The 19,867-nt window shown below is 56.7% G+C and carries 14 protein-coding genes; 11 read left to right on the forward strand and 3 right to left on the reverse strand.

What is annotated here, in order from left to right:
- Complete coding sequence (locus B5M42_RS18410) at positions 1-717, reverse strand: ABC transporter permease subunit (protein ID WP_134751838.1); 717 nt, start codon at positions 715-717, stop codon at positions 1-3.
- Positions 710-1,882 (reverse strand): ABC transporter ATP-binding protein, encoded by a 1,173-nt coding sequence (locus B5M42_RS18415; protein ID WP_134751836.1) that lies wholly within the window; start codon positions 1,880-1,882, stop codon positions 710-712. Before B5M42_RS18415 ends, B5M42_RS18410 begins: the two co-directional genes overlap by 8 nt.
- Positions 1,883-2,166: 284 nt before the next feature.
- Between B5M42_RS18415 and B5M42_RS18420 the strand changes: the two genes are divergently transcribed.
- The 5 genes from B5M42_RS18420 (at position 2,167) to B5M42_RS18440 (ending at position 8,128) form a co-directional block, all read left to right on the forward strand.
- Positions 2,167-3,195, forward strand: coding sequence for a hypothetical protein (locus B5M42_RS18420; protein ID WP_134751834.1), 1,029 nt, complete (start codon positions 2,167-2,169; stop codon positions 3,193-3,195).
- 369 nt (positions 3,196-3,564) lie between these two features.
- Positions 3,565-3,777, forward strand: coding sequence for a pepsin/retropepsin-like aspartic protease family protein (locus tag B5M42_RS18425; RefSeq protein WP_134751832.1), 213 nt, complete (start codon positions 3,565-3,567; stop codon positions 3,775-3,777).
- Positions 3,778-4,179: 402 nt separating this feature from the next.
- Positions 4,180-5,457, forward strand: a complete 1,278-nt coding sequence (locus B5M42_RS18430) for an RICIN domain-containing protein (protein WP_134751830.1) — start codon at positions 4,180-4,182, stop codon at positions 5,455-5,457.
- Between the two features lie 204 nt (positions 5,458-5,661).
- Positions 5,662-7,278 (forward strand): AAA family ATPase, encoded by a 1,617-nt coding sequence (locus tag B5M42_RS18435; RefSeq protein WP_230633001.1) that lies wholly within the window; start codon positions 5,662-5,664, stop codon positions 7,276-7,278.
- 40 nt (positions 7,279-7,318) lie between these two features.
- Positions 7,319-8,128: a ComEA family DNA-binding protein gene (locus B5M42_RS18440; RefSeq protein ID WP_134751826.1), complete on the forward strand. Its 810-nt coding sequence runs from the start codon at positions 7,319-7,321 to the stop codon at positions 8,126-8,128.
- A 138-nt stretch (positions 8,129-8,266) separates the two neighbouring features.
- On the opposite strand, the gene B5M42_RS18445 is transcribed toward B5M42_RS18440, so the two are convergent.
- A complete protein-coding gene (locus B5M42_RS18445) occupies positions 8,267-10,822 on the reverse strand; it encodes a DUF3656 domain-containing U32 family peptidase (protein ID WP_134751824.1) in 2,556 nt (851 codons plus the stop codon).
- Positions 10,823-11,205: 383 nt separating this feature from the next.
- On the opposite strand from B5M42_RS18445, the gene B5M42_RS18450 reads away from it, so the two are divergent.
- The 6 genes from B5M42_RS18450 (at position 11,206) to B5M42_RS18475 (ending at position 19,632) form a co-directional block, all read left to right on the forward strand.
- Positions 11,206-14,730 (forward strand): FG-GAP repeat domain-containing protein, encoded by a 3,525-nt coding sequence (locus tag B5M42_RS18450; protein WP_167689786.1) that lies wholly within the window; start codon positions 11,206-11,208, stop codon positions 14,728-14,730.
- A 256-nt stretch (positions 14,731-14,986) separates the two neighbouring features.
- Positions 14,987-15,244, forward strand: coding sequence for an acyl carrier protein (locus B5M42_RS18455; RefSeq protein WP_134751819.1), 258 nt, complete (start codon positions 14,987-14,989; stop codon positions 15,242-15,244).
- Between the two features lie 5 nt (positions 15,245-15,249).
- Positions 15,250-16,446, forward strand: a complete 1,197-nt coding sequence (locus tag B5M42_RS18460; RefSeq protein WP_134751817.1) for a class-II aminoacyl-tRNA synthetase family protein — start codon at positions 15,250-15,252, stop codon at positions 16,444-16,446.
- 13 nt (positions 16,447-16,459) lie between these two features.
- A complete protein-coding gene (locus B5M42_RS18465) occupies positions 16,460-17,365 on the forward strand; it encodes a hypothetical protein (RefSeq protein WP_134751815.1) in 906 nt (301 codons plus the stop codon).
- 92 nt (positions 17,366-17,457) lie between these two features.
- Positions 17,458-18,612: an MBOAT family O-acyltransferase gene (locus B5M42_RS18470; protein WP_134751813.1), complete on the forward strand. Its 1,155-nt coding sequence runs from the start codon at positions 17,458-17,460 to the stop codon at positions 18,610-18,612.
- A 51-nt stretch (positions 18,613-18,663) separates the two neighbouring features.
- Positions 18,664-19,632 (forward strand): sugar phosphate isomerase/epimerase family protein, encoded by a 969-nt coding sequence (locus tag B5M42_RS18475; protein ID WP_134751811.1) that lies wholly within the window; start codon positions 18,664-18,666, stop codon positions 19,630-19,632.
- Positions 19,633-19,867 lie beyond the last annotated feature (235 nt).

Below are 19,867 nucleotides of genomic sequence, written 5' to 3' on the forward strand. Positions count from 1 at the left end.
TTACCTCCACCGCTTTCTTTCCAGCACTTGCATGCCGAGAATGAGGAATACAGCCGCCAAAGTGACGTAATACACGATGTCGCCGCCGTGTAAAATGCCTTTTTGCAGGTTAGCGGTATGGCTGTTCAGCGAAAATTGCGTCACCCACTCCTTCAGCTTGCCGCCAAAGCTGTCCCCGAGCCAGTCGAGCAGCCACAGCACGAGCAAAATGACGAAGCCGGCAATGCCCGCGACCATCTGGTTATTGGTCAGGCACGACGCGAACAGGCCGATGGCCATCATCGCTGCGCCGAGCAGAAACATGCTCAGATAGGACAGCCACATGATCGGCTGATCGAGCGTGCCGAAGGCCGACATGATCAGCGGATAGATCAGGCTGATGCCAACCAGCGCCAACTGGACGAACAGCGCGGCCACGTATTTGCCGAGCACGATTTCGCCGATGCCGGCCGGAGAGGTCAGGAGCAGCTCGTCGGTGCCCTGACGGAATTCGTCGGCGACCAGCCGCATCGTCAGCAGCGGAATGATAAACAGATAGACGAACGTCGTGTTGCTGACCACATACCGCGCGTCGACAATCGCCGGCTGCGCCGTGACAAAGCTGACGTAGAAAAAGAAGCTCGACAGCAGCACGTAAAAAGCAAACGCCACGTATGCAATCGGCGAATAAAAATACATTTGCAGTTCCTTGGCGCAAATGGCCCACATTCTACGCATCCGCGTCCACCTCCGTCTCTTCGGCCGCCGGTTCATCCTGCGGCTGCGGGTCGGCTGACGGCTCATCGGTCGTCAGCTTGAGGAAGATATCCTCGAGGCTGGCGCTTTCGCGCCGCATTTCGAGGATGGGCAACCGGGCATTCGCGAGGCGGAAGAACAGCGCCTCGCGAATGTCCGCGCCGTCCGCGGCGGTTACTCGCACGCGGACGATGCCTTCGCCGGCGGCTTGCGCAGCGGCCGGCGCGGCGATGGCGGCCGGCTCCGCCGGGGCCGCCGGATCGGCGGCGCGTTCGGACGCCGCCTCAGCGGTTGGGGCGGCGTCTGGAGCCTCCGCCGCCTCCATCGCCGGCGCTGCTGCGCCTGCGCCGGCAGTAGCTGCCTGAGCGGGCGTATCGCCGCTCAGGTCGCGGACCGCTGCGACCGCGTCGACGCTGCGCAGCTCGGCCAGGACGCGCTCACGCGGGCCCCGCACTTCGAGGGATACCTCGAAGGTTTCGCCCATCGCGCGGCTCAATTGCTCGGGCCGCTCGTCGAGCACGACGCGGCCCTGGTTGATGATCAACACGCGATTGCACAGCGCGTTGATCTCGGGCAAAATGTGCGTGCTCAGCAGCACCGTATGCTTTTCCCCCAGCTCGCGGATCAGCTGACGAATCTCGATGATCTGCTTCGGGTCAAGCCCCGAGGTCGGCTCATCGAGAATAAGCAGATCCGGCTCGTGCAGAATCGCCTGCGCCAGCCCGAGACGTTGCTTGTAGCCCTTGGACAAGCCGCGGATCACCTGCCGCTCGCGGCCTTGCAGCCCCAGCTTTTCTATAACAGCGCCTACCCGCAGCTTGTGCTCGCGGGCGGGAATATCGCGCAGGTTGGCGATAAAACGCAAATACGCCTGCACCGTCATCTCCGGGTAAAGCGGCGGCGTTTCCGGCAAGTAGCCGATTTTGCGGCGCGCCTTCTTCGGATGGTCGGCCATCGACAAGCCATCCACCAGGATTTGTCCGCGCGTCGGATTCAAATAGCCGGTGATCATGCGCATCGTCGTCGTTTTACCGGCTCCGTTCGGTCCCAGAAAGCCCACGATCTCCCCGCGCTGCATCGTAAAATCGATATTGTGCACGCCACGCTGATTCTCGTAGAGCTTGCTGACCTGCTTTACCTCAAGCACTAGAAATCCCTCCATTTCAAACTGTCAAACTCGTCCTGCAGATTAAGCCTCATTTACTATAGCCTTGGAAGAATAATGCCACATTAAACAAATCTGAAAATAAGCTTAAAAAAATGTGTCCGAATTGTGAACGAACCTCATGACGCCCGCAGTCCCCTAAGCTGGAACCGGCTGGCCCGTGTACGCTTTTTGCGGATTATAGTATAATTTATGGAAATATGCAGGTCATTGCGGTCGTCTGTCGATATCGACGATATTCAGCCCGAAAGGAAGTGCGGCGCATCATGAAACCTCAACATCAGCAACGTTCCGGCAACGCCCCTCAGGCCCAAACGGATGAGGGTCATCAGTCGACAGGCCCCTCTTCATCCCCCGTTTCCGGCGTCATGCGCCTACAGCAAACGATCGGCAATCGTGCTGTGACGCAAATGTTCCGTTCACAAGCGGGATCGCCTGCACCGGGTCCGGCTACCCTTCAGCGCAAAATGATTTTTGAATCCGGCACCGAATATCTCGACGCCACCAAAAATACGATTCCTTCCTCCGCCTACAACCGCGTTCAGGAAAAAGCCGCCTTCTATTATAATAAAGACGCCACCGACCTGACCTTTAAGCAAGGAGCGACCGGCGGAGCCGCGGCCTTCTTTACCCCGACCTCCGACTTCGCCGTCGACGGCACCATCACCGTCAAACCGCTGACGGAGCACGAAATCAGCAACCAGACGACCGATTATCACAACCGGCTGATCGAGGTCGCGCACGAAACCCACCACGCCATCGACCATTGCGAGGACCTGAATTTAAAGCACGGCTCCTTCCGAGACAAAGTGATCAGCGAATTCCGCACCTTCGCCGTTCAATCGGCCGTGGCCGCTCAGATCAACCAAGGCGGACGGCGCAGCAGCGATAAATATGAGGGCTGGCAGCAGTCGCTCGACCCGGATCTGAAAAAGCCCGGCGATAGCTCCAAAAACGGCTTTGCTCCGGGCAACTACATGTTCGAAACTCTCAAATCGTATCTGAATATTTACGACACCAAGAAAGCGAAAGATTACGACGACACCTCAACCGCCAAGTTCATCGCCGACAATCAAGGCGAGCTTGACCGGGCACTGGAGATTTACAAATCGCTGAAAAATAACACCGCCGGCGAGCACGACGAATACCTCGATACGGAAACCTATGAGGAGTTGGAGTCGACGCAGGATCTGGGCGGCGGGGTAACGCTGGAGAGGTTTAATGAACAAACGCGCCAGGTGCGAAAGCCAATTCCCAAGGGCGGCGGTGTGGAGCAGCAGGAGGAAGTGAAGTAGGGGGATGTGGGATGGGGGTTGATGGGGCCACCTTCATAAGCTAAATCCTCAAAAAACCTATCACAGCTCTTTAATCCTGCAGAAAATGCCGGCTCCACTTTGACTAAGCTATAATAAATCCATCAATTATTATCGCGGGAGGGCTGCCCCTACGATGGGAAGAAGTGCAGGAAAGATTTCCAGAAGAATGGGTCGTGTTCGAAGCTGTAGATGCTCACTCACAGGACGGATTTCGGTACATCGATTCGCTGACGGTCATTGATCGTTATGACGATTCGTTGGATGCCATGAAGCGGTACAAACAATTGCACAAAGATCAACCAGGCAAAGAAATCTATTTTTTGCATACATCCCGACCGGATTTGAAAATTGAAGAAAAATGGATCGGTTTCAAAAGATGGCGGTGTATTTACCAAATGGTTTGATTCCGTAATTTTAGGAGACTGGTCCGTAAACGAGTGCAAGGTTGAAATCGGCGCTTTAGATTACGGAATAGACATCGATGGCATTCTGGGCTTCGACTTCATTCAGTCAGCCAAGCTCATCATTAATACAAACAAGATGCAAGTTTATGCAGACTAGAACCACCATCCCCACCCACCCTGCCTCGACCGCTGTCGAATGCAGGGTTTTTATTTTCTTTTTTACATTCAAGCACGAAAATCACGAAAAAATCAACGCGCGTTTATTACGAAAATAGCCGCGTGACTATTTCGTTCGACATTTTATAGTACGAAAATACCGGAAATAATTTTCGTAATTCAGGAATATATCCCCATATTAGATAGGCAATATTCATGATAAAATGAGCCTGTGAAAGCGCTTCACACACTGATATCAGCGGCTGTAATCGATTTTTATCCCTGCTGTAGAGGATTTTCGCCCTACGCTGAGCCGGTCAGCAAGAGTCATCGTATTTTTTCGTGATTTTTCGTGGATTATGTACTAAAATTTTATCATTTTTCGGGAGGGACATTAAAGAAGATGAAAAAGACATTAAGAAATAAGCTTTTGGCATTTCTGATGATTTTGTCGCTCGTTGCGGCTCTGCTGCCGTTCACAACGGCCAACGCGGCGTATAACCTGGTGTGGAGCGATGAGTTTAACGGCTCCTCAATCGATGGCAACAACTGGACGATGGAAACCGGCACCGGATCTGGCGGCTGGGGCAACAACGAGCTGGAATATTATACAAATCGTTCGGAAAACGCTCGCATTGAAAGCGGCAACCTCGTCATCGAGGCTCGTAAAGAAAACTATGGCGGCATGAGCTATACGTCCGCTCGTCTGAAAACGCAAGGCAAGAAAAGCTTCAAATACGGCAAAATCGAAGCACGGATGAAGCTGCCAAGCGGCCAAGGCCTGTGGCCGGCTTTCTGGACACTTGGTACTGATCTCAATAGCGTCGGCTGGCCGAAAAGCGGCGAAATCGACATCATGGAGCACATCAATACCGAAGGCAACACCTACGGCTACATCCACTGGGATGCCGGCGGTCAAGCTGATTACGGCGGCGCCAGCATGGGGATCGACGTCACGCAATACCATGTTTATTCCATTGAGTGGACAGCCAGCGCAATCAAATGGTTCGTAGATGGCGTACAATTCCGCGAAGCCAACATCCTGAACAGCGTCAACTCGACGGAAGAGTTCCACAAGGAGCATTTCCTTCTGTTGAATCTGGCTGTAGGCGGCAACTGGCCAGGTTCGCCAAACGCATCGACTCCGTTCCCTGGCAAAATGTACGTTGACTACGTTCGCGTCTATCAAGACGGCGGCACGACGCCAACACCTACACCAACGCCGACGCCTCCTCCATCGAGCGGCAACATTGTATCCGGCGGCACTTACAAGCTGATCAACGTCAACAGCGGCAAAGCGCTGGATGTGGCCAGCGCAGGTACGACGCCAGGCACAAACGTGCAAATCTGGTCGGATAACGGTACTAACGCGCAAAAATGGACGATTTATCAAAATGCCGACGGCTCCTACAAGCTGATCAACGTCAATAGCGCACTGGCGCTCGACGTGTCCGGCGCAGGCACCGCTGCAGGCACAAACGTGCAAGCGTGGACCGACCTGGGCAACAGCGCACAAAAATGGAACATCACCAAAAATGCCGACGGCTCTTACAAGCTGATCAACGTGAACAGCGGCAAAGCGCTTGACGTGTCCTCGTCCGGAACAGCGGACGGCTCGAACGTTCAAATCTGGAACGACAATGGCACCGGCGCGCAAAAATGGAATATCATTAAGCTGTAATCGCTTATCTTGATCCGTACATCAAAAGCCGTTCTCTCTTCGGAGAGGGCGGTTTTTGTTATGATTCCAAAAGGGTTCCACCCGACGCTGTCGAATAATTCATATAAAAGATGACGTTGCTTTCATACGCCAAGCTCAATGGGAGGAATAGATGAAGTGGAGGACTCTTCAATTTTACGGTTTAAAAAGCATGTATCGAACCTTATGCGGGCTCGTTTTCCTTATGTGTACATTTCGACTTGGGAGGAGGAACGGGCTGTAGCGATGATCCGTTCTGCAGTAACGGACGAAACCATGATCAAAACCGTGCGCAAGGTGTTTACTTGGACAGTGACCAACGGCTTGGCCGAAGACCAGCAACGCGGCCGGGAAGAAACGAAGGCGCCGTTAACCTGTTTGGAATTCATTGAATCGTATGATCAGCCTGCAGTGTTTATTTTGAAGGATTTCCATATCTACTTCGGGGGTGCGGACAAGCAGACCGATCAAATCGTCATTCGTAAAATTCGCGACCTGATTTCCGTTTTGAAGATGAGCCCGAATCCCAAAAACGTTGTGTTCATTTGCCCGGAAATCGCCCTGCCTAACGAGCTGCAAAAGGAGATTACGATTGTCGACTTCGATTTGCCGTCCTTTGCGGAAATTAAAGGTGTGCTGGATGAAATGATCGCCGCCAACCAGGCCGGGGGCCGCATTGCCATCGATTTGACTCCCGAGCAGGAGGAACGGCTGGTAAAGGCTGCGCTGGGACTCACGCTGCAGGAGGCGGAAAACGCCTTTGCCCGCGCAATGGTTGAAGACGGACGTCTGGACCTGCACGATGTGGAGATTATTTTGGAGGAAAAAAGGCAAATCATCAAAAAATCGCAGATTCTTGAATTTGTGAAAACCGAGCTACGGATCGAAGATGTCGGCGGTCTGGGGAATATGAAGCGCTGGCTGCTCAAACGTAACAAGTCGTGGCTCGATTCTGCGGCCCGCTACAACTTGCCCGCTCCTAAGGGTGTGCTCATTACGGGCGTCCCCGGCTGCGGCAAAAGCTTGATTGCCAAAGCGGTCAGCGCCATGTGGCAGCTGCCGCTGCTGCGTCTGGATATGGGGAAAATTTTTAGCGGTATCGTCGGCAGCAGTGAAGAAAATATGCGAAAAGCGATTAAAACGGTTGAAGCCATCTCCCCGGCCATCCTCTGGATCGATGAAATCGAAAAGGGATTCAGCAACGTATCGGGATTCGGGGACAGCGGGACCTCCGGTCGTATTTTCGGGACATTCCTGACCTGGATGCAAGAGAAGACAAAGCCTGTGTTCGTGATCGCCACCGCCAACCACATTCAGTCCCTCCCGGCGGAGATGCTGCGCAAAGGGCGCTTTGACGAAATCTTTTTTGTCGACCTGCCGACCCGAAAGGAGCGCAGAGATATTTTTCGTCTCCATATCTCCAAACGGCTGAGAGACCCTCAAGTTATCGGCCAATTCGAAGCCAGTCGGGCCAATCTGGATCAGCTCGCGGATCTGACCGAAGGCTTTGTCGGCGCTGAGATTGAGCAAACCGTTGTGGCTGCGCTATTCGAGGCATTTTCCGAGGACCGCAGCATTACACTGGAGGACTTTATCAAAGCCATCCGCACAACCGTACCCTTGTCGGTCACCCAAGCCGAGCAGATCCAGCACATCCGCGAATGGGCCAATGTGCGGGCCGTTGCAGCAACGGCCAATGAAGACCGGCAGGAGTACCGGCAAGCCGAGCCTTCGGCCAAGGCTCCGGATTCCGGCGAGCAAGATGTGTGGCTGGCGCGCGGCGGCCGCTCCGTAGATTTTTAATATACCGGCCGGCTCATCGTTGATTAATGGAGGGAACACAATGGAAACTGAACGCAAAAGCATATTCTGGAAGCTGGGGCACTCTTGGTGGATTGTGCTGACTTTCGTCCCGGTATACAACTTTTTCGCTTTCTTATATCTGGCCCTTATGGTCAGAAGCTGGCGTTATGCCCTTTGGAGCGCTGTATATGTAGCTCCCTACATCATACTTTTCACGATAGCCGTCGATGGAAACACGGGATTTCTTTTCAATCTGGTTATGGCGTTAGCTTTACTTTCGACGGGGGTGTGTATCCTTCATGGCTTTTTTAGCATTGGACCGTACCTGCGTCGCTTGGAAAATCTCCAGAGGGAAGCTCGCCGGCAAGCGCAGCCGACCTCCCCGACGTTGGAACCCGGCCGCAAAGAGGCGTCGTTGGCCGAAGCGCCGGCAGACCCGGATTCCCGGGAGACCGATGCCCCCAGTCCGCATACATCCCGCGGATCAGGGACTTGGATTACAAGCAAATCGGCTGCGTCACCTGCATCCGTTGTCAGACCAACCCCTGATCCGATCCGGCAGACGGATCGCGACGCTGATCGGCCAGATGACGTTTCGCTTCCTGCAGAACCGCTTGATCTCAACGCGGCCTCCGAGCAAGCCATTGCCGCCCTGCCGGGCATCGGCCTGATCCTGGCGAAAAAGGCGCTGCAAGCCCGTCAGGCAAGCAACGGCTTTCGCAGTGTAGACGAATTCGCCGAGGCATTGGGCCTTGAGCCTCAAGTGCTTGAGCGCTTACGCCCGCTCGTCGCCATTCGACCGCCTGCTTCGCCTCCGCCGCCATCGGGCGGACGTGTGGTGGATTTCTGATGCTCCGTTTTTCTTCTAACAACTGAAAAAAGCCGACCCTCTGTGAACGCCGCCCTCCGGATTAAGCAAGCTTAACCTGGAACGCCGCGGTTCATCATGAGAGTCGGCTTTTGGTATTTATGGGTTCACGTTATCGCGCTATTTCACCAGCTGCCCGCGTGTCACGCCAAGCTGATTCGTCGCCTTGAGCGCCTTCCACACCTGCGTGCCGCTGATTTCGCCGTTCATCGCCCGGCGGTACAAGTCAAGCACCTCGCGGACGAGCTCCGGCGATTCCTCCAGAAACTCAACACGGAACGAACGGACACCCAGCTCCAGAAAATGCTTCAAGTACTCTGCGCCCGACTGGTCAATCGCATTGTACACCGTATTGCGGCAGCCCTCGTCCACGCGCACCGGATGCGACATGCCGACGCGGTCCTGCAGCGAGACACGATGCTCCTCGCAAGGCCGCCCGCAGTTCGTATAGTTCGTGCCTTCGCTGAGGAACGTACAGTAGACGCAATGCTCGGTATGGAACATCGGCATATGCTGATGAATGACGACCTCCAGCAGCGACGTATCGGCGCGGCGCAGCAGATCGACCATTTGCTGAATGTTCAGGTCGTAGGACGGCGTCACCTTGTCCAGACCGGCTTCGGCAAACAATGCAGCCGTTTTGTGATTCGCCACGTTCAACGAGAAATCGCCGATCAGCAGCGGATGCTGCCCGTCCGGCTGCTCGCGACGTTTTTTCAGGAAATAATACACAGCGCCTGTATTGCGGACAAGCACCGCGTCGGGAGCCAGCTTCAGAATATTGTTAAAATAACCCGTTTCCCCCGGCATATGAATGCGCGGCGTCGCCAGCGCGATCTTGCGGCCGGCAGCATGCACCGCTTCCACTGCAGCGGGAAACTGCTTGATAAATTCGAAGTCGGCGTAAATCAAATCGACGTCCGCTTCCAGCGCCGCCTTCACCTGATCGAGATTGCGGCACAAAGCGGTCAGTCCGGCCGCTGCGCCGGCAACACGATTGCCCGCGACGGATGTAAGAGCGCCCGCAGCCGAGCCGGCGTCCCTGCCAGCGGGAACAGGAACATCGTCATACACGCCGATCTGACGCTTCACATAAGCGCGCGGCTTGCGGCGTTCCGCCTCCAGCAGCTCAACCGCCTGACGGCGCATGCCGTTCAGTTCGCGCATCGGCACAATTAGCGGTCCGTCAAGCGCCAGCCCGTCAAGACCGCCCCACTCGTATACCGTGCCGCCCAAACGTCCGAACTGCTCGGCAAACAACGTTTCGTCCATCGGGCGTTTTTCCGCCTTCGCCAGCGGCAGCTCGGATTCCACATATACGGTATGACCCGCTTGAACGTCGGTCCACCACGATTTCAGCGGCTGGCCCTCGGCACCGCTAATGCGCACGCGCACAGGGAACGTACGATACGGCTTGTCCGTTTCATATGTTTGACGCAACCGTTTGTCCAAGTGCGGATCGTTCGTTTTCCAAATACGATCCCCCACATGCAGCCGCGTCAGATTGACGTCATTGCGGCCCGGCACGATCTCGATCATTCCGCCCTCGGCTTCCCCTTCAAGCTTCAAGCCCTTACGCCGCAAATCGTACACGCGGCCGCCTTCTTCCTTCTTCGTCGGATCGCCGGCATCAAACACAATGCCGTCGCCGCGTTTGAGCGGAGCCTCCAGCTCGCAGACGACGCCGTCGCGCAGAATTTGCTTCACGCGGCCTACGAATACGCCCCGGCTTTTGGGATAAGTGCCCTCGACCAGCTGTTTGTTGTTCGTCCCTTGCAGAAAGCCGTGCGTAAAACCGCGCGAAAAGCTTTGCTCCAGCTCGCGCAGCTCCTGCTTCGTCGGCCGGGCGTCAGCGCCATCGAAATAACGGTCGATCGCCTTGCGGTATTTGCTGACGACGTTGGCGACATATTCCGGGCTTTTGAGCCGGCCTTCGATTTTGAACGACGTCACGCCCGCTTCGATCAGCTCCGGCACCAGCTCCAGCGCCGCCAAATCCTTCGGTGACAGCAAGTAGGCGACATCGCCCATCGGCTTTTGCACCCCGTCGACCATCAAATCATACGGCAAGCGGCACGCCTGCGCGCATTCGCCGCGGTTCGCCGAGCGCCCGCCCCACATCTCCGAGGTCAGGCATTGACCGGAATACGACACGCACAGCGCCCCGTGTACGAATACCTCCATCGGCAGCCGCGCCTGATCGCCGATCTGCTTGATCTGCTGCAGGTTGTTTTCCCGCCCCAGCACGACGCGCTCCATATCGAACGGCTTCGTAAACTCCACCGCCTCCGGCGACGTAATCGTCATCTGCGTTGAGCCGTGAATCGGGAAATCCGGCGACAGCTCGCGAATCAGCTTCACCAGACCGAGGTCCTGCACAATCGCCGCATCCACACCGGCATCGACGCAAGCCTCAATCAGCTCCTTCGCCTCCGTCAGTTCCTCCTCAAACACGAGAATGTTAAAGGTCAGGAAGCCCTTGACGCCATATAAATGGAGGAACGACATAATATCCGGCAGCTCGTCCATCCGGAAATTGTGGGCCCGCGCCCGGGCATTAAATTTTTCCACGCCAAAAAACACCGCATCGGCCCCGTTGGCTACGGCCGCCCGCAAGCAGTCCCAGTCGCCGGCCGGCGCCAGCAATTCAATATCTTCTCTGCGTAAATTCCGCATGTCTACATCCTCTTCTCTTAGAAGTCCGGTGAAAAAGCAGGTCCTCCGTCGATAGCGGTTTCCACTCGCTGTAGTAGCCGGATTTTTCGATGGAATGACCCCGTTTGGGGTGAAAATCCGTCGACAAAAGCGACCGCTGACACTGTTCCAACTCCCTATCGGCTCTCCGGCCACTTGTTCACCGGACTTTTAGTGCAATCCAAGCTTATTTCTCTAGTGTAACAAAACCGTGAAAAGGAATCCATAGAAACGCCGCCGACACAAGCCCGTCAAGGCTTCCGAAAGTTAACAAACCCATGCAGAAGTGCTATAATGGCAAGGATAGTCGACCCGCAGGCAATGCAGCGGACGACACAAATTTGAGGACCGGGGAATGCTTGCTTTTGACTCGACAACGAATCGTATGGCTGCGGGGAGCGATCGCTTTGGCGGTCCTTCTCGCATTGACAACGGCGCTATTGTTTCTGATTCCAAAAAAAGACGAAGTCCGCTTCCTCTATGCTACGGCTGAGGGTGCGGCCGGACAGGCTGCTCAGGCCGGAGCAGATGAAGCTGACGCTGCAGCGAGTGCAGGGAGCGGAGCGACGGACACCACGGCAGTCCGTGTACGAGCTGACGCTGCCGGCGCAACGGCAAGTGCCAAAACCGGCGCGGGCGCAGCACATAGCGATACTGCCGCTGCGCAAGCGGAGCTTGGCGCAACAGCGAGTGCCAAGACCGGCGCGACGGCTGCTATGGCTGCCTCTGCAACGCCGTACACGGCCACAGCAGCCAACTCTCCGGCAGCGACAACGCCGGCCATGCAGCAGCAATCCGCTGCGAAGACCGACGTCGGCTACGATACCGCTGCTTACGGTCATTTCGCACAGACGCTGAACGCCAATGTGCGTATGGACAAGCTGGCGCTGCGCGACCTGTCGGCGCGGCAGCTAAGGCGCTACGACGCCGTTTACGCCGATCCGGCGCTGCTGCAGGAGCCGGACTGGGCGACGCTTGCCGACAAGCTGATGACGTATACGCGAAACGGCGGGCGGCTGCTGCTGGACAACATGTTCGCGAGCCGCTTTCCGGCGGAATTTCTTGGCGGTGCTGTCGTCAAGCTGCCCGCGCCGGACGCTGCGCCGCAACTCAGCTTCCCGCAAGCGCCGTGGAACGCGCAAGGCGTGCAGGAGGTTTTTCGCCTGTTCACGGCCAGCTACTTCAAGCAAAATGCCCTGAACGGGCTTATCGGCTTCGACTGGGGCTACGCCCTGCAGCCGACTACGGCCCAGCCGCTGGTCGCCTACAACGGGCTGGCGCTACTCGCGCTAAACCGTGTGGGCGACGGCGAGGTGCTGCTGAGCAGCAGCCTGCTGCCGAACCGCTACTACCCGACTGGGTACGACATGCAAAGCGGCATGGACCCGGCGCTTGGCTTCGGCCAACTCGCCGCCAAAGCCGGAGTCGACAATCCGCCGACGCCCGGCACGCTGTATTTTAACAAAAAGCTGCTGACGCAGGAGCCGTATTTCAACTTTGAATTTGCCGCAGCTAACCAGGAGTATCGCAGCGAGCTGCTGGCTTACGTCTCCAAGGAAAAGCTTGGTTACAGCCTCAAAAAAGTGCTCGGCCCTTACGGGCGGCCGGCGATGGCGTTTCAGAACCATTTTGAAGCGATGCCCGCGATTGCCCAAAAGGACGGCATTTCGTGGGCCGAGCTGCTCAAAACGTACAACGAAACGCCATCGTTTACGCTGGTGCGCAACGCCTTCTATTGGGGACAGTGGCGCGAAAGCCTGACGGTGCAGCTCAACACGGGCACCAACGCCCAGCCGCAGTTCGCCGGCGAGTTGCCCGGCTCGGGCTACGCCAGCGGGCTGCACCTGATGAGCGCCGGCCAGCCCTTGCGGCAGGCGACGTTCCCCGAGTATCGCGAGCTGGCCGGCGCGATCGAGCTGCCCTACCGCGCGTACCCGGCGGCGGTCGATCTGGACGGCGACAGCCGGACCGACCTCGTCGCCGGCAGCGCCGACGGATTCGTGTACGTCTACACGAATCAGGGGCCTGCGGCGGCGGCGGCTCCAACGGCTTACGCCAGTGAGCCGCCGCCGCCGGGACAACCGCTGCCGGACACGTTCGGCGCGGGACGCAAGCTGGAGCTGGCTACGGGCGAAGCCCTTCGGCTCCAGCCGTATGCGACCGTTCACGCCGCCGACGTGAACGGGGACGGCCGCGCCGACCTGCTCGTCTCCGACGAGTCCGGCGCGGTGCGCGTGCTGCCGCAGCTGGCGGGCGGCAGCTTTGGGCCGCCGGCCGCGCTGCTCGCGGGCGGCCGGCCGCTTACGCTGCCGGGCGGTCCGGCAGCGGTGGCCGTCGCCGACGTGGACGGCGACGGGGCGCGCGACCTTGTCGCCGGCACGGCCGACGGTCGCGTCAGCTTCTACAAGGGCGCGCCTGGCGCCGCCCTTGCTCTGGGCGCGGGCCGCGACCTCGTCGCGCTGCCCGCGGGGTACCGCTACGCCGCGCCTGCGGTGCGCGACGTCAACAACGACGGCCGCCCGGACCTCGTCGTCGGCAGCAGCGAAGGGGACCTGCAGGTGTTCGTCCAGACCGCCGACGGCGGCTGGACGAACAGCGGCCCCCTCGAAGGCGCCTCGCGCAATCAGATGGGCAGCCATGCGCTCGTCGCCGGCCACAACTCCGTGCCGCTGTGGCTCGACGTGAACGGCGACGGCAACGACGACCTTGTAGTCGGCGGCATCGAGTTCGGCTCTCCCGTCGCGATTGACGATCCGCAGTTCCCCTACAAGGAGGAGCTGCAGGCGTTCATCAATTACGCGAAGACGAACCATATGCAAATCGAGCCGCATCTGTTTTTTCATAACTTCAAGACAGATGAGGAAGAACGGCAGGAAATCGCCTTGCACAAGCAAGCGTTCGACCGGCTCGGCCTGCCGTGGAGCAATCCCGGCACGAACCAGCACACGTGGCGCATGAGCTTTCTCGACCGTCTCCAGACGCTGCGCAGCGAAAACGATCAGGGCATCTGGTACAACTTCGGCTTCCTGCCGTCGCACGCGCCGGTGATCTCGCGGCCGATGTCGGTGTGGGCGCTGCCGTTCCTGCTCGATGACACGCAGCGGCAGGACGGCAGCCGCACGATGCTGATTCATACGCCAACCCCGGTGCTTTGGCTCGGCGACAACAATAATACGGATGTGTTCGAATCGATGGCGGCGCGCGATATGCCGATTGATTATTTCGAGCACATCGAGTACCATTTTCCAATACCGATGAAGATCAACGATCTGAAGCAGTTTGCCGCTTATTTTGACAAGCTGCGGACGGCGCATGAGTATAATTTTATGAGCGAGCCGCAAATGGCTCAGTCGTTCCTGACCGCATTGAAGGGCCGGGTCACCGTCAGCCGCCCGTTGGCGCTCTATTTGTGGGACAAGCTCAAGGACCGCCTGTCGCCGGGCAATCCGCATTGGCATGCGTCGCTTGTGCCGGATACGTCGGACGTTCCCGCGTTGGCCGGAGACTATGCCTCTACGCTGGGCGTGGCGCTGGAAAAGGGCGAGCGGCTGGCCCAATATTCCCTCGATACGGACGCCGAGATCTATCACATGCAAAGCAACCGCTTCTACGTCGGATTGCCGCAAGCTACCGCAATCAGCGTTCACAAAAGTGCCGACAAGCTGCACCTGATCCGCTCGAACGTGCCGTTTACGCTGCAGCAGGCCGCAGACGGCGCTTATACGCTGGCACTCAACGGGGAGACGATGCAGCAGGTTAAGCTGTACAGCCCCCGGACACTGACCATTGGCGGTGAGGATTTGAAAATCGAAACCGACGCTGACGCCCGTACCTATACGGTCACGCATTTCGGCGGTCCGGTTACGCTGAAGCTGACGCCTGCTCCTTGAAGTCCGGTGAAAACGAGTGATCTCCGGTCGATAGCGGTTTCCATACACTGTCTCTGTTCCAACTCGCTATCGACTTCGCGGCCATCTCGTCCTTACGCCGGGCGGCAAGCGCTTAAGCATACGCATGAGCCTTCGCCACCGTAAGACCCGCACAGCGAGCCGAGCTGAAAAGTCCATGTGCGTCGAGCAAGACGCATGCCCATAAACGCTCTATTTTGACCCAAACGCCCTATTTGACAAACAGGAGGCTTACCCGATGTCCAACGCCGACATTCTGCAGCAGCTGGAGCAGCACATCCGCAACCGTTATGAAATTGCCGAGGACGACGACGATTTCGATCTCGACGTGCATCTGTTCGATTACGGCTTTATCGATTCCATTGGCGCTACGGCGCTGATCGCCCATATTGAAACGACCTACAGCGTTCAAGTCACGAATCAGGACCTGATGCTGTATCCGCTGAACACCGTACGCGAAATCGCCCAATTCATTACGAAGAAGATTGCGGGGTAATCAACATGCAATGTGTCATCTCTCTGGAGCGTCTGGCGGAAAGCCAGCACGGACAGGTCAAATATGCTTCCGCCTTTGTCGATGAAACGATTCGCGACCTGCGGCTGGAGAACGGCAGCTTGATCGTCGAGCATGACTCGCCGGCCGGCAACGATGCGATTGCCGAGCGGATCGAACGGCTGATCGAGCGCTTTTCCAAAGGCGACTTCGGCTTTAAGGAAAACATTTTGTTCGAAAACAAGATTGAGACGCCTTACAATGGCGACATTGTAGCCGAGCTGATCGAACGCAAGAGCATCAAGGTGCTGGAGCCGGGCCTGTTTATTTTCCGCGAGCCGTTTTCCAGCCTGATGCGGTTTCTCGATTATTCCTTTGTGACCAAAATCGCCAAACGCTTTGAAGGGCTGCAGGAGGAATCGTATCCGGCGGTCATCCATTGCGAAACGCTGAACAAAACGAACCATTTTACGTCGTTTCCGGAGCATATTCATTTCCTGACGCATCTGCGCGAGGATCTTGACGTGATTGAGTCGTTCTCGCAATCGATCCGCGAAGCCGGCGGCTGGAACAAGGATCACCCGCTTGCGCTTGACCGCAACATGCCCAAGCCGAATTTTACAATGAACCCGTCCACCTGCTATCACTGTTATGAGGGCTTGCAGGACGAGCTGCTGGAGGGCGAAGGCATTGTCGTGACGGCGATTGCCAAATGTCACCGCTTCGAATCGAAAAATCACAGCGACTTCGGCCGTCTGCTCGATTTCTCGATGCGTGAGATTATTTTCGTCGGCAAGCCCGATTTCGTGAAAAACAATCGCCTGCAATCGATTGAATATTTGAAGGAGCTGGCCGTGGAATGGCAGGTGGACAGCCTGCTGGAAATCGCCAACGATCCTTTTTTCACCAACGATTTTCAGGTCAAGGCTTCGTTCCAGCGCAATCAGGAGATGAAATATGAGCTGCGGCTGACGATCCCGCATATCGGCAAGTCGATTGCCTGCAGCTCGGTGAACTTTCACAGCAACACGTTCGGCAACGCCTTCAACATCAAGGTGGGCAAGCGCAGCGCCGTTACCGGCTGCGTCGGCTTCGGCATCGAGCGCTGGGCGTTTGCGTTCCTTGCCCAATACGGACTGGATGAGCAGCAATGGCCCGCAGCCTTCCGTGAGCAATATCACGCGTGGCAACAAAAATCCCTATAATGAGTGATCCGTCTTGAAACTAATTGCCTTTTTACGACGCAACAGCTTTGTGCTTGGCCTGCTGCTGATCTTCGTGATTTCCGACCTGCTGATCGCTTGGTGGAATCCGATGGTCAGCTCGCGCCGTTTTTACAAAAACGACTTTACCAAAACGCTCCTGCACCACAGCTGGTCCGACACCGGGCCGGTTTTCTTTGGCAATTCCTCTGTGACGGGAGCCTATATCGAGGAGCAATCCGATTCGGGCCTGGTTGAAATGGGCCTGTCCTACGGCAAAGCGACGGATCTGCAGGCGATCCTGTCCAAGCATTTGTACCAGGTGAAGGATGAGCTGGTGTTCGGCATCGATGTGCACACGCTGCTTGATCCGCTGGAAACCGATCCTACATATCCGTGGCTCAAGCCGTGGTACCAGCCTTATGTGTATGCGTATCGCGATTATTTCCGCGACTCCGGCGAGGAATTCGGCAAAAATCTGCTGCTGCACGCCAGCCTCGCCTACCAGCCGCGCTGGAGCGACAAGGAGCTGTACTTCGGGCGCAAGGACGATGCTTGGCTCAAGGATAAGTGGGCAGATTACGACAAGCGCTTCGGCAGCATGACGCTGTCCGATTTTCAGGACAATCTCGCTGCGGTGCAGTGGATCATCGACGAGGCGGCGCGGCGCGGCCTGCGGTTTCGCGTGATCTGGATGCCTTGGAACAAGGCGTATCCCGAGCCGCCTTATGTGGCGTCGCTCAAGCAGGTTGTGAACGGCAAGCTGCAAGCTGCCGGTGTGCCGACGCTCGATTTGATGGATAAATACGAGCCGCCCTATTTTCACGATCTGGTGCATTTGAACCGCGAGGACGGCGCTCCGTTGTTTACGAAGGAGGTTGACGCATGGCTAAAGTCGTTAGAAAATCCGTCGAAATCCTAGTCTATCTGATCATGCTTTATTTCGTGCTGACCTACTTCACGGGCAAGGGCCTGTTTATTTACGAGGGATTCTAGGACAAGGGAGTCGGCAACATGTTTTATTTGAATATGAACGCGATCGTCGCCATGTGCGGCATGATTGCCGTTCTGATGCTCACCCGCAAGTGGCCGGGCAACAAAAGGATACTGATGCTGCTGTTTAACGTATGCTTCCTGCTGTTGTTCAGCAAGAAGCTTTGTCTGTTTTACGCGGCGTATACGCTGATCAACTACGGAGGGTTTGTGTACCTATGCCGGACCCGGCTGTGGCGCAAAGCGACGTTTCTGTTCGCCATTGCCGCCAATGTCATCGGCGTGTTTCTCGGCGTGCGGCTGCTCGTCATGCATGTATTTCACAATCCGCTGTTTGATTCGATCATTTATCTCGGACTCATCTATAACGTGCTGAAGGTCATCGACGCGTATTATTTCGCTTATTTTTTCGGCAAGGAGGGGCAAGTGCCGACGCTGGACTACGCCAACTATATTTTGTTTATCCCGACGTTTACCTCCGGGCCGATTCTCAAGTTCCGCGACTTCATGGCCGATGCGAAGCAGCCGTACCGCGTCGACGCCGCGTTGTTCGAGGACAGCGTGAAACGGATCATTCTTGGTCTGTTCAAAAAAATCGTGCTCGTCACCTGGATGACCGGCATCTTCAACCATGTGCTTCAGCAGGAGCTGCATACGCACCAGTCGCTGTTTCTGATGGTCTGGTTCTACGCGCTGATCTATTTCGATTTCTCCGGTTACTCCGACATTGCCGTCGGCTTCGGCCGCCTGATGGGCTACACAATGCCGGAAAACTTCAAAAAGCCGTTCCTGTCGCCGACGTTGACCCAATATTGGCGCAACTGGCACGCCACGCTGGGCGATTGGTTCCGCGACCATATCTTTATGTTTTTCTCGCGCAAAACGCCTTCGCGCCTGACCGCCGCCGGCCTCTCTGTGCTGATTATGGTATTGATCGGACTGTGGCACGGCTTCTCGTGGCTGTATCTCATTTGGGGCGTCTACCACGGGCTGCTGCTGGCGTTGGAAAATCTGCTCAAGCTGACGACCGTCGTCAAGAAAAAGGTGTCCAAATTTTATTTTTATTCCCGATGTGTGGGGACCCAAGCGCTGGTCACGCTGGCCGTCATTATCTACAGTCCGAATCAGGAAGCCGTGCTGCGGATTTACAAGGGCTTGCTTCATTTTGCTGGATAAGAGTGGTATACTGTGTAGTGGAGTTTCAACCATTTTCGGAGGTGTACATAGATGAAATTAGGCGTTTTTATGGTGCTTCTGGCCGGCAAGCCGTTTGAAGAAGCCCTGGAGTACGTCGCTTCCAAAGGGCTGCAAGCCGTCGAAATCGGCACCGGCGGTTACCCGGGCGACGCCCATTGTAAACCCGACGAGCTGCTCGCTGACGAAGGCAAGCTGCGCGCGTTCAAGCAAGCGGTCGAATCCCGCGGCCTGACCATCAGTGCGCTGAGCGTGCACGGCAACCCGCTCCACCCGCAAAAGCAGATTGCTCAAAGCTATCATGACGATTTCATCAAAACCGTCAACCTGGCCGAGCGTCTTGGCGTGCCGGTTGTCAACACGTTCTCCGGCTGCCCTGGCGACCACGAGGACGCCAAGTATCCGAACTGGCCGGTTGCGCCTTGGCCGCCGGATTATCAGGAAATTCTCAAATGGCAGTGGGAAAACAAGGTTATTCCGTACTGGACCGAAAACGGTAAATACGCATCTGATCGCGGCGTGAAAATCGGTCTGGAGCTGCACGGCGGCTTCTCCGTTCACACACCAGCTACGCTGCTCCGTCTGCGCGAAGCTGCCGGCGAGGTCATCGGGGCGAATCTCGATCCGAGCCATATGTGGTGGCAAGGGATCGATCCCGTGCAAGCGGTGCAAATTCTCGGCCGGGCCGGCGCGATTCACCACTTCCATGCCAAGGACACGACGATTGATCCGATCAACGTCAACCGCTACGGCGTGACCGACATGCAGTCCTATGCGAACATGCTGGACCGCGCATGGCAGTTCCGCTCCGTAGGCTATGGGCACGATCTGAAAACATGGGCGGACATCATCAGCGCGCTGCGTCTTGTCGGCTACGATTACGTAGTATCCATCGAGCATGAAGACGGCCTGATGTCCGTTGACGAGGGCTTCTCCAAAGCCGTGCAAAATCTCCAGCAAGTGCTGATCCGCGAACCATTGGGCGAGATGTGGTGGGTGTAACCCGATCTTTTTGCCAAGCTCGGATCAGATAACGTTTTATGGATGAGCAGCTCCTACTGCCGTTATTGCGGCAGCGGGAGCTTTTTATTTGAGCGCGGACCCGTCAGTAGCCGGAGTAGGCTGTGAGTTGTTCGTTATGAGTTGTTCGTTGTGGGTTGTTCGGTGTGCGCCGTCCGCAGCCGCCGTGCGGCCCCCTCAGGCGCTCCTCGAGCGGCAAACGTGGTAAAACTCCTTC

The sequence above is a fragment of the Paenibacillus athensensis genome (genome assembly GCF_004514475.2).
Lineage (GTDB): Bacteria > Bacillota > Bacilli > Paenibacillales > NBRC-103111 > Paenibacillus_AL > Paenibacillus_AL athensensis.

What these genes read in the sequence shown, in the direction of transcription:
- B5M42_RS18410 (WP_134751838.1), bottom strand. Translation starts at nt 717, where the DNA reads ATGCGTAGAATGTGGGCCATTTGCGCCAAGGAACTGCAAATGTATTTT.
- B5M42_RS18420 (WP_134751834.1), top strand. Translation starts at nt 2,167, where the DNA reads ATGAAACCTCAACATCAGCAACGTTCCGGCAACGCCCCTCAGGCCCAA.
- B5M42_RS18430 (WP_134751830.1), top strand. Translation starts at nt 4,180, where the DNA reads ATGAAAAAGACATTAAGAAATAAGCTTTTGGCATTTCTGATGATTTTG.
- B5M42_RS18435 (WP_230633001.1), top strand. Translation starts at nt 5,662, where the DNA reads ATGCGGGCTCGTTTTCCTTATGTGTACATTTCGACTTGGGAGGAGGAA.
- B5M42_RS18440 (WP_134751826.1), top strand. Translation starts at nt 7,319, where the DNA reads ATGGAAACTGAACGCAAAAGCATATTCTGGAAGCTGGGGCACTCTTGG.
- B5M42_RS18445 (WP_134751824.1), bottom strand. Translation starts at nt 10,822, where the DNA reads ATGCGGAATTTACGCAGAGAAGATATTGAATTGCTGGCGCCGGCCGGC.
- B5M42_RS18455 (WP_134751819.1), top strand. Translation starts at nt 14,987, where the DNA reads ATGTCCAACGCCGACATTCTGCAGCAGCTGGAGCAGCACATCCGCAAC.
- B5M42_RS18460 (WP_134751817.1), top strand. Translation starts at nt 15,250, where the DNA reads ATGCAATGTGTCATCTCTCTGGAGCGTCTGGCGGAAAGCCAGCACGGA.
- B5M42_RS18470 (WP_134751813.1), top strand. Translation starts at nt 17,458, where the DNA reads ATGTTTTATTTGAATATGAACGCGATCGTCGCCATGTGCGGCATGATT.
- B5M42_RS18475 (WP_134751811.1), top strand. Translation starts at nt 18,664, where the DNA reads ATGAAATTAGGCGTTTTTATGGTGCTTCTGGCCGGCAAGCCGTTTGAA.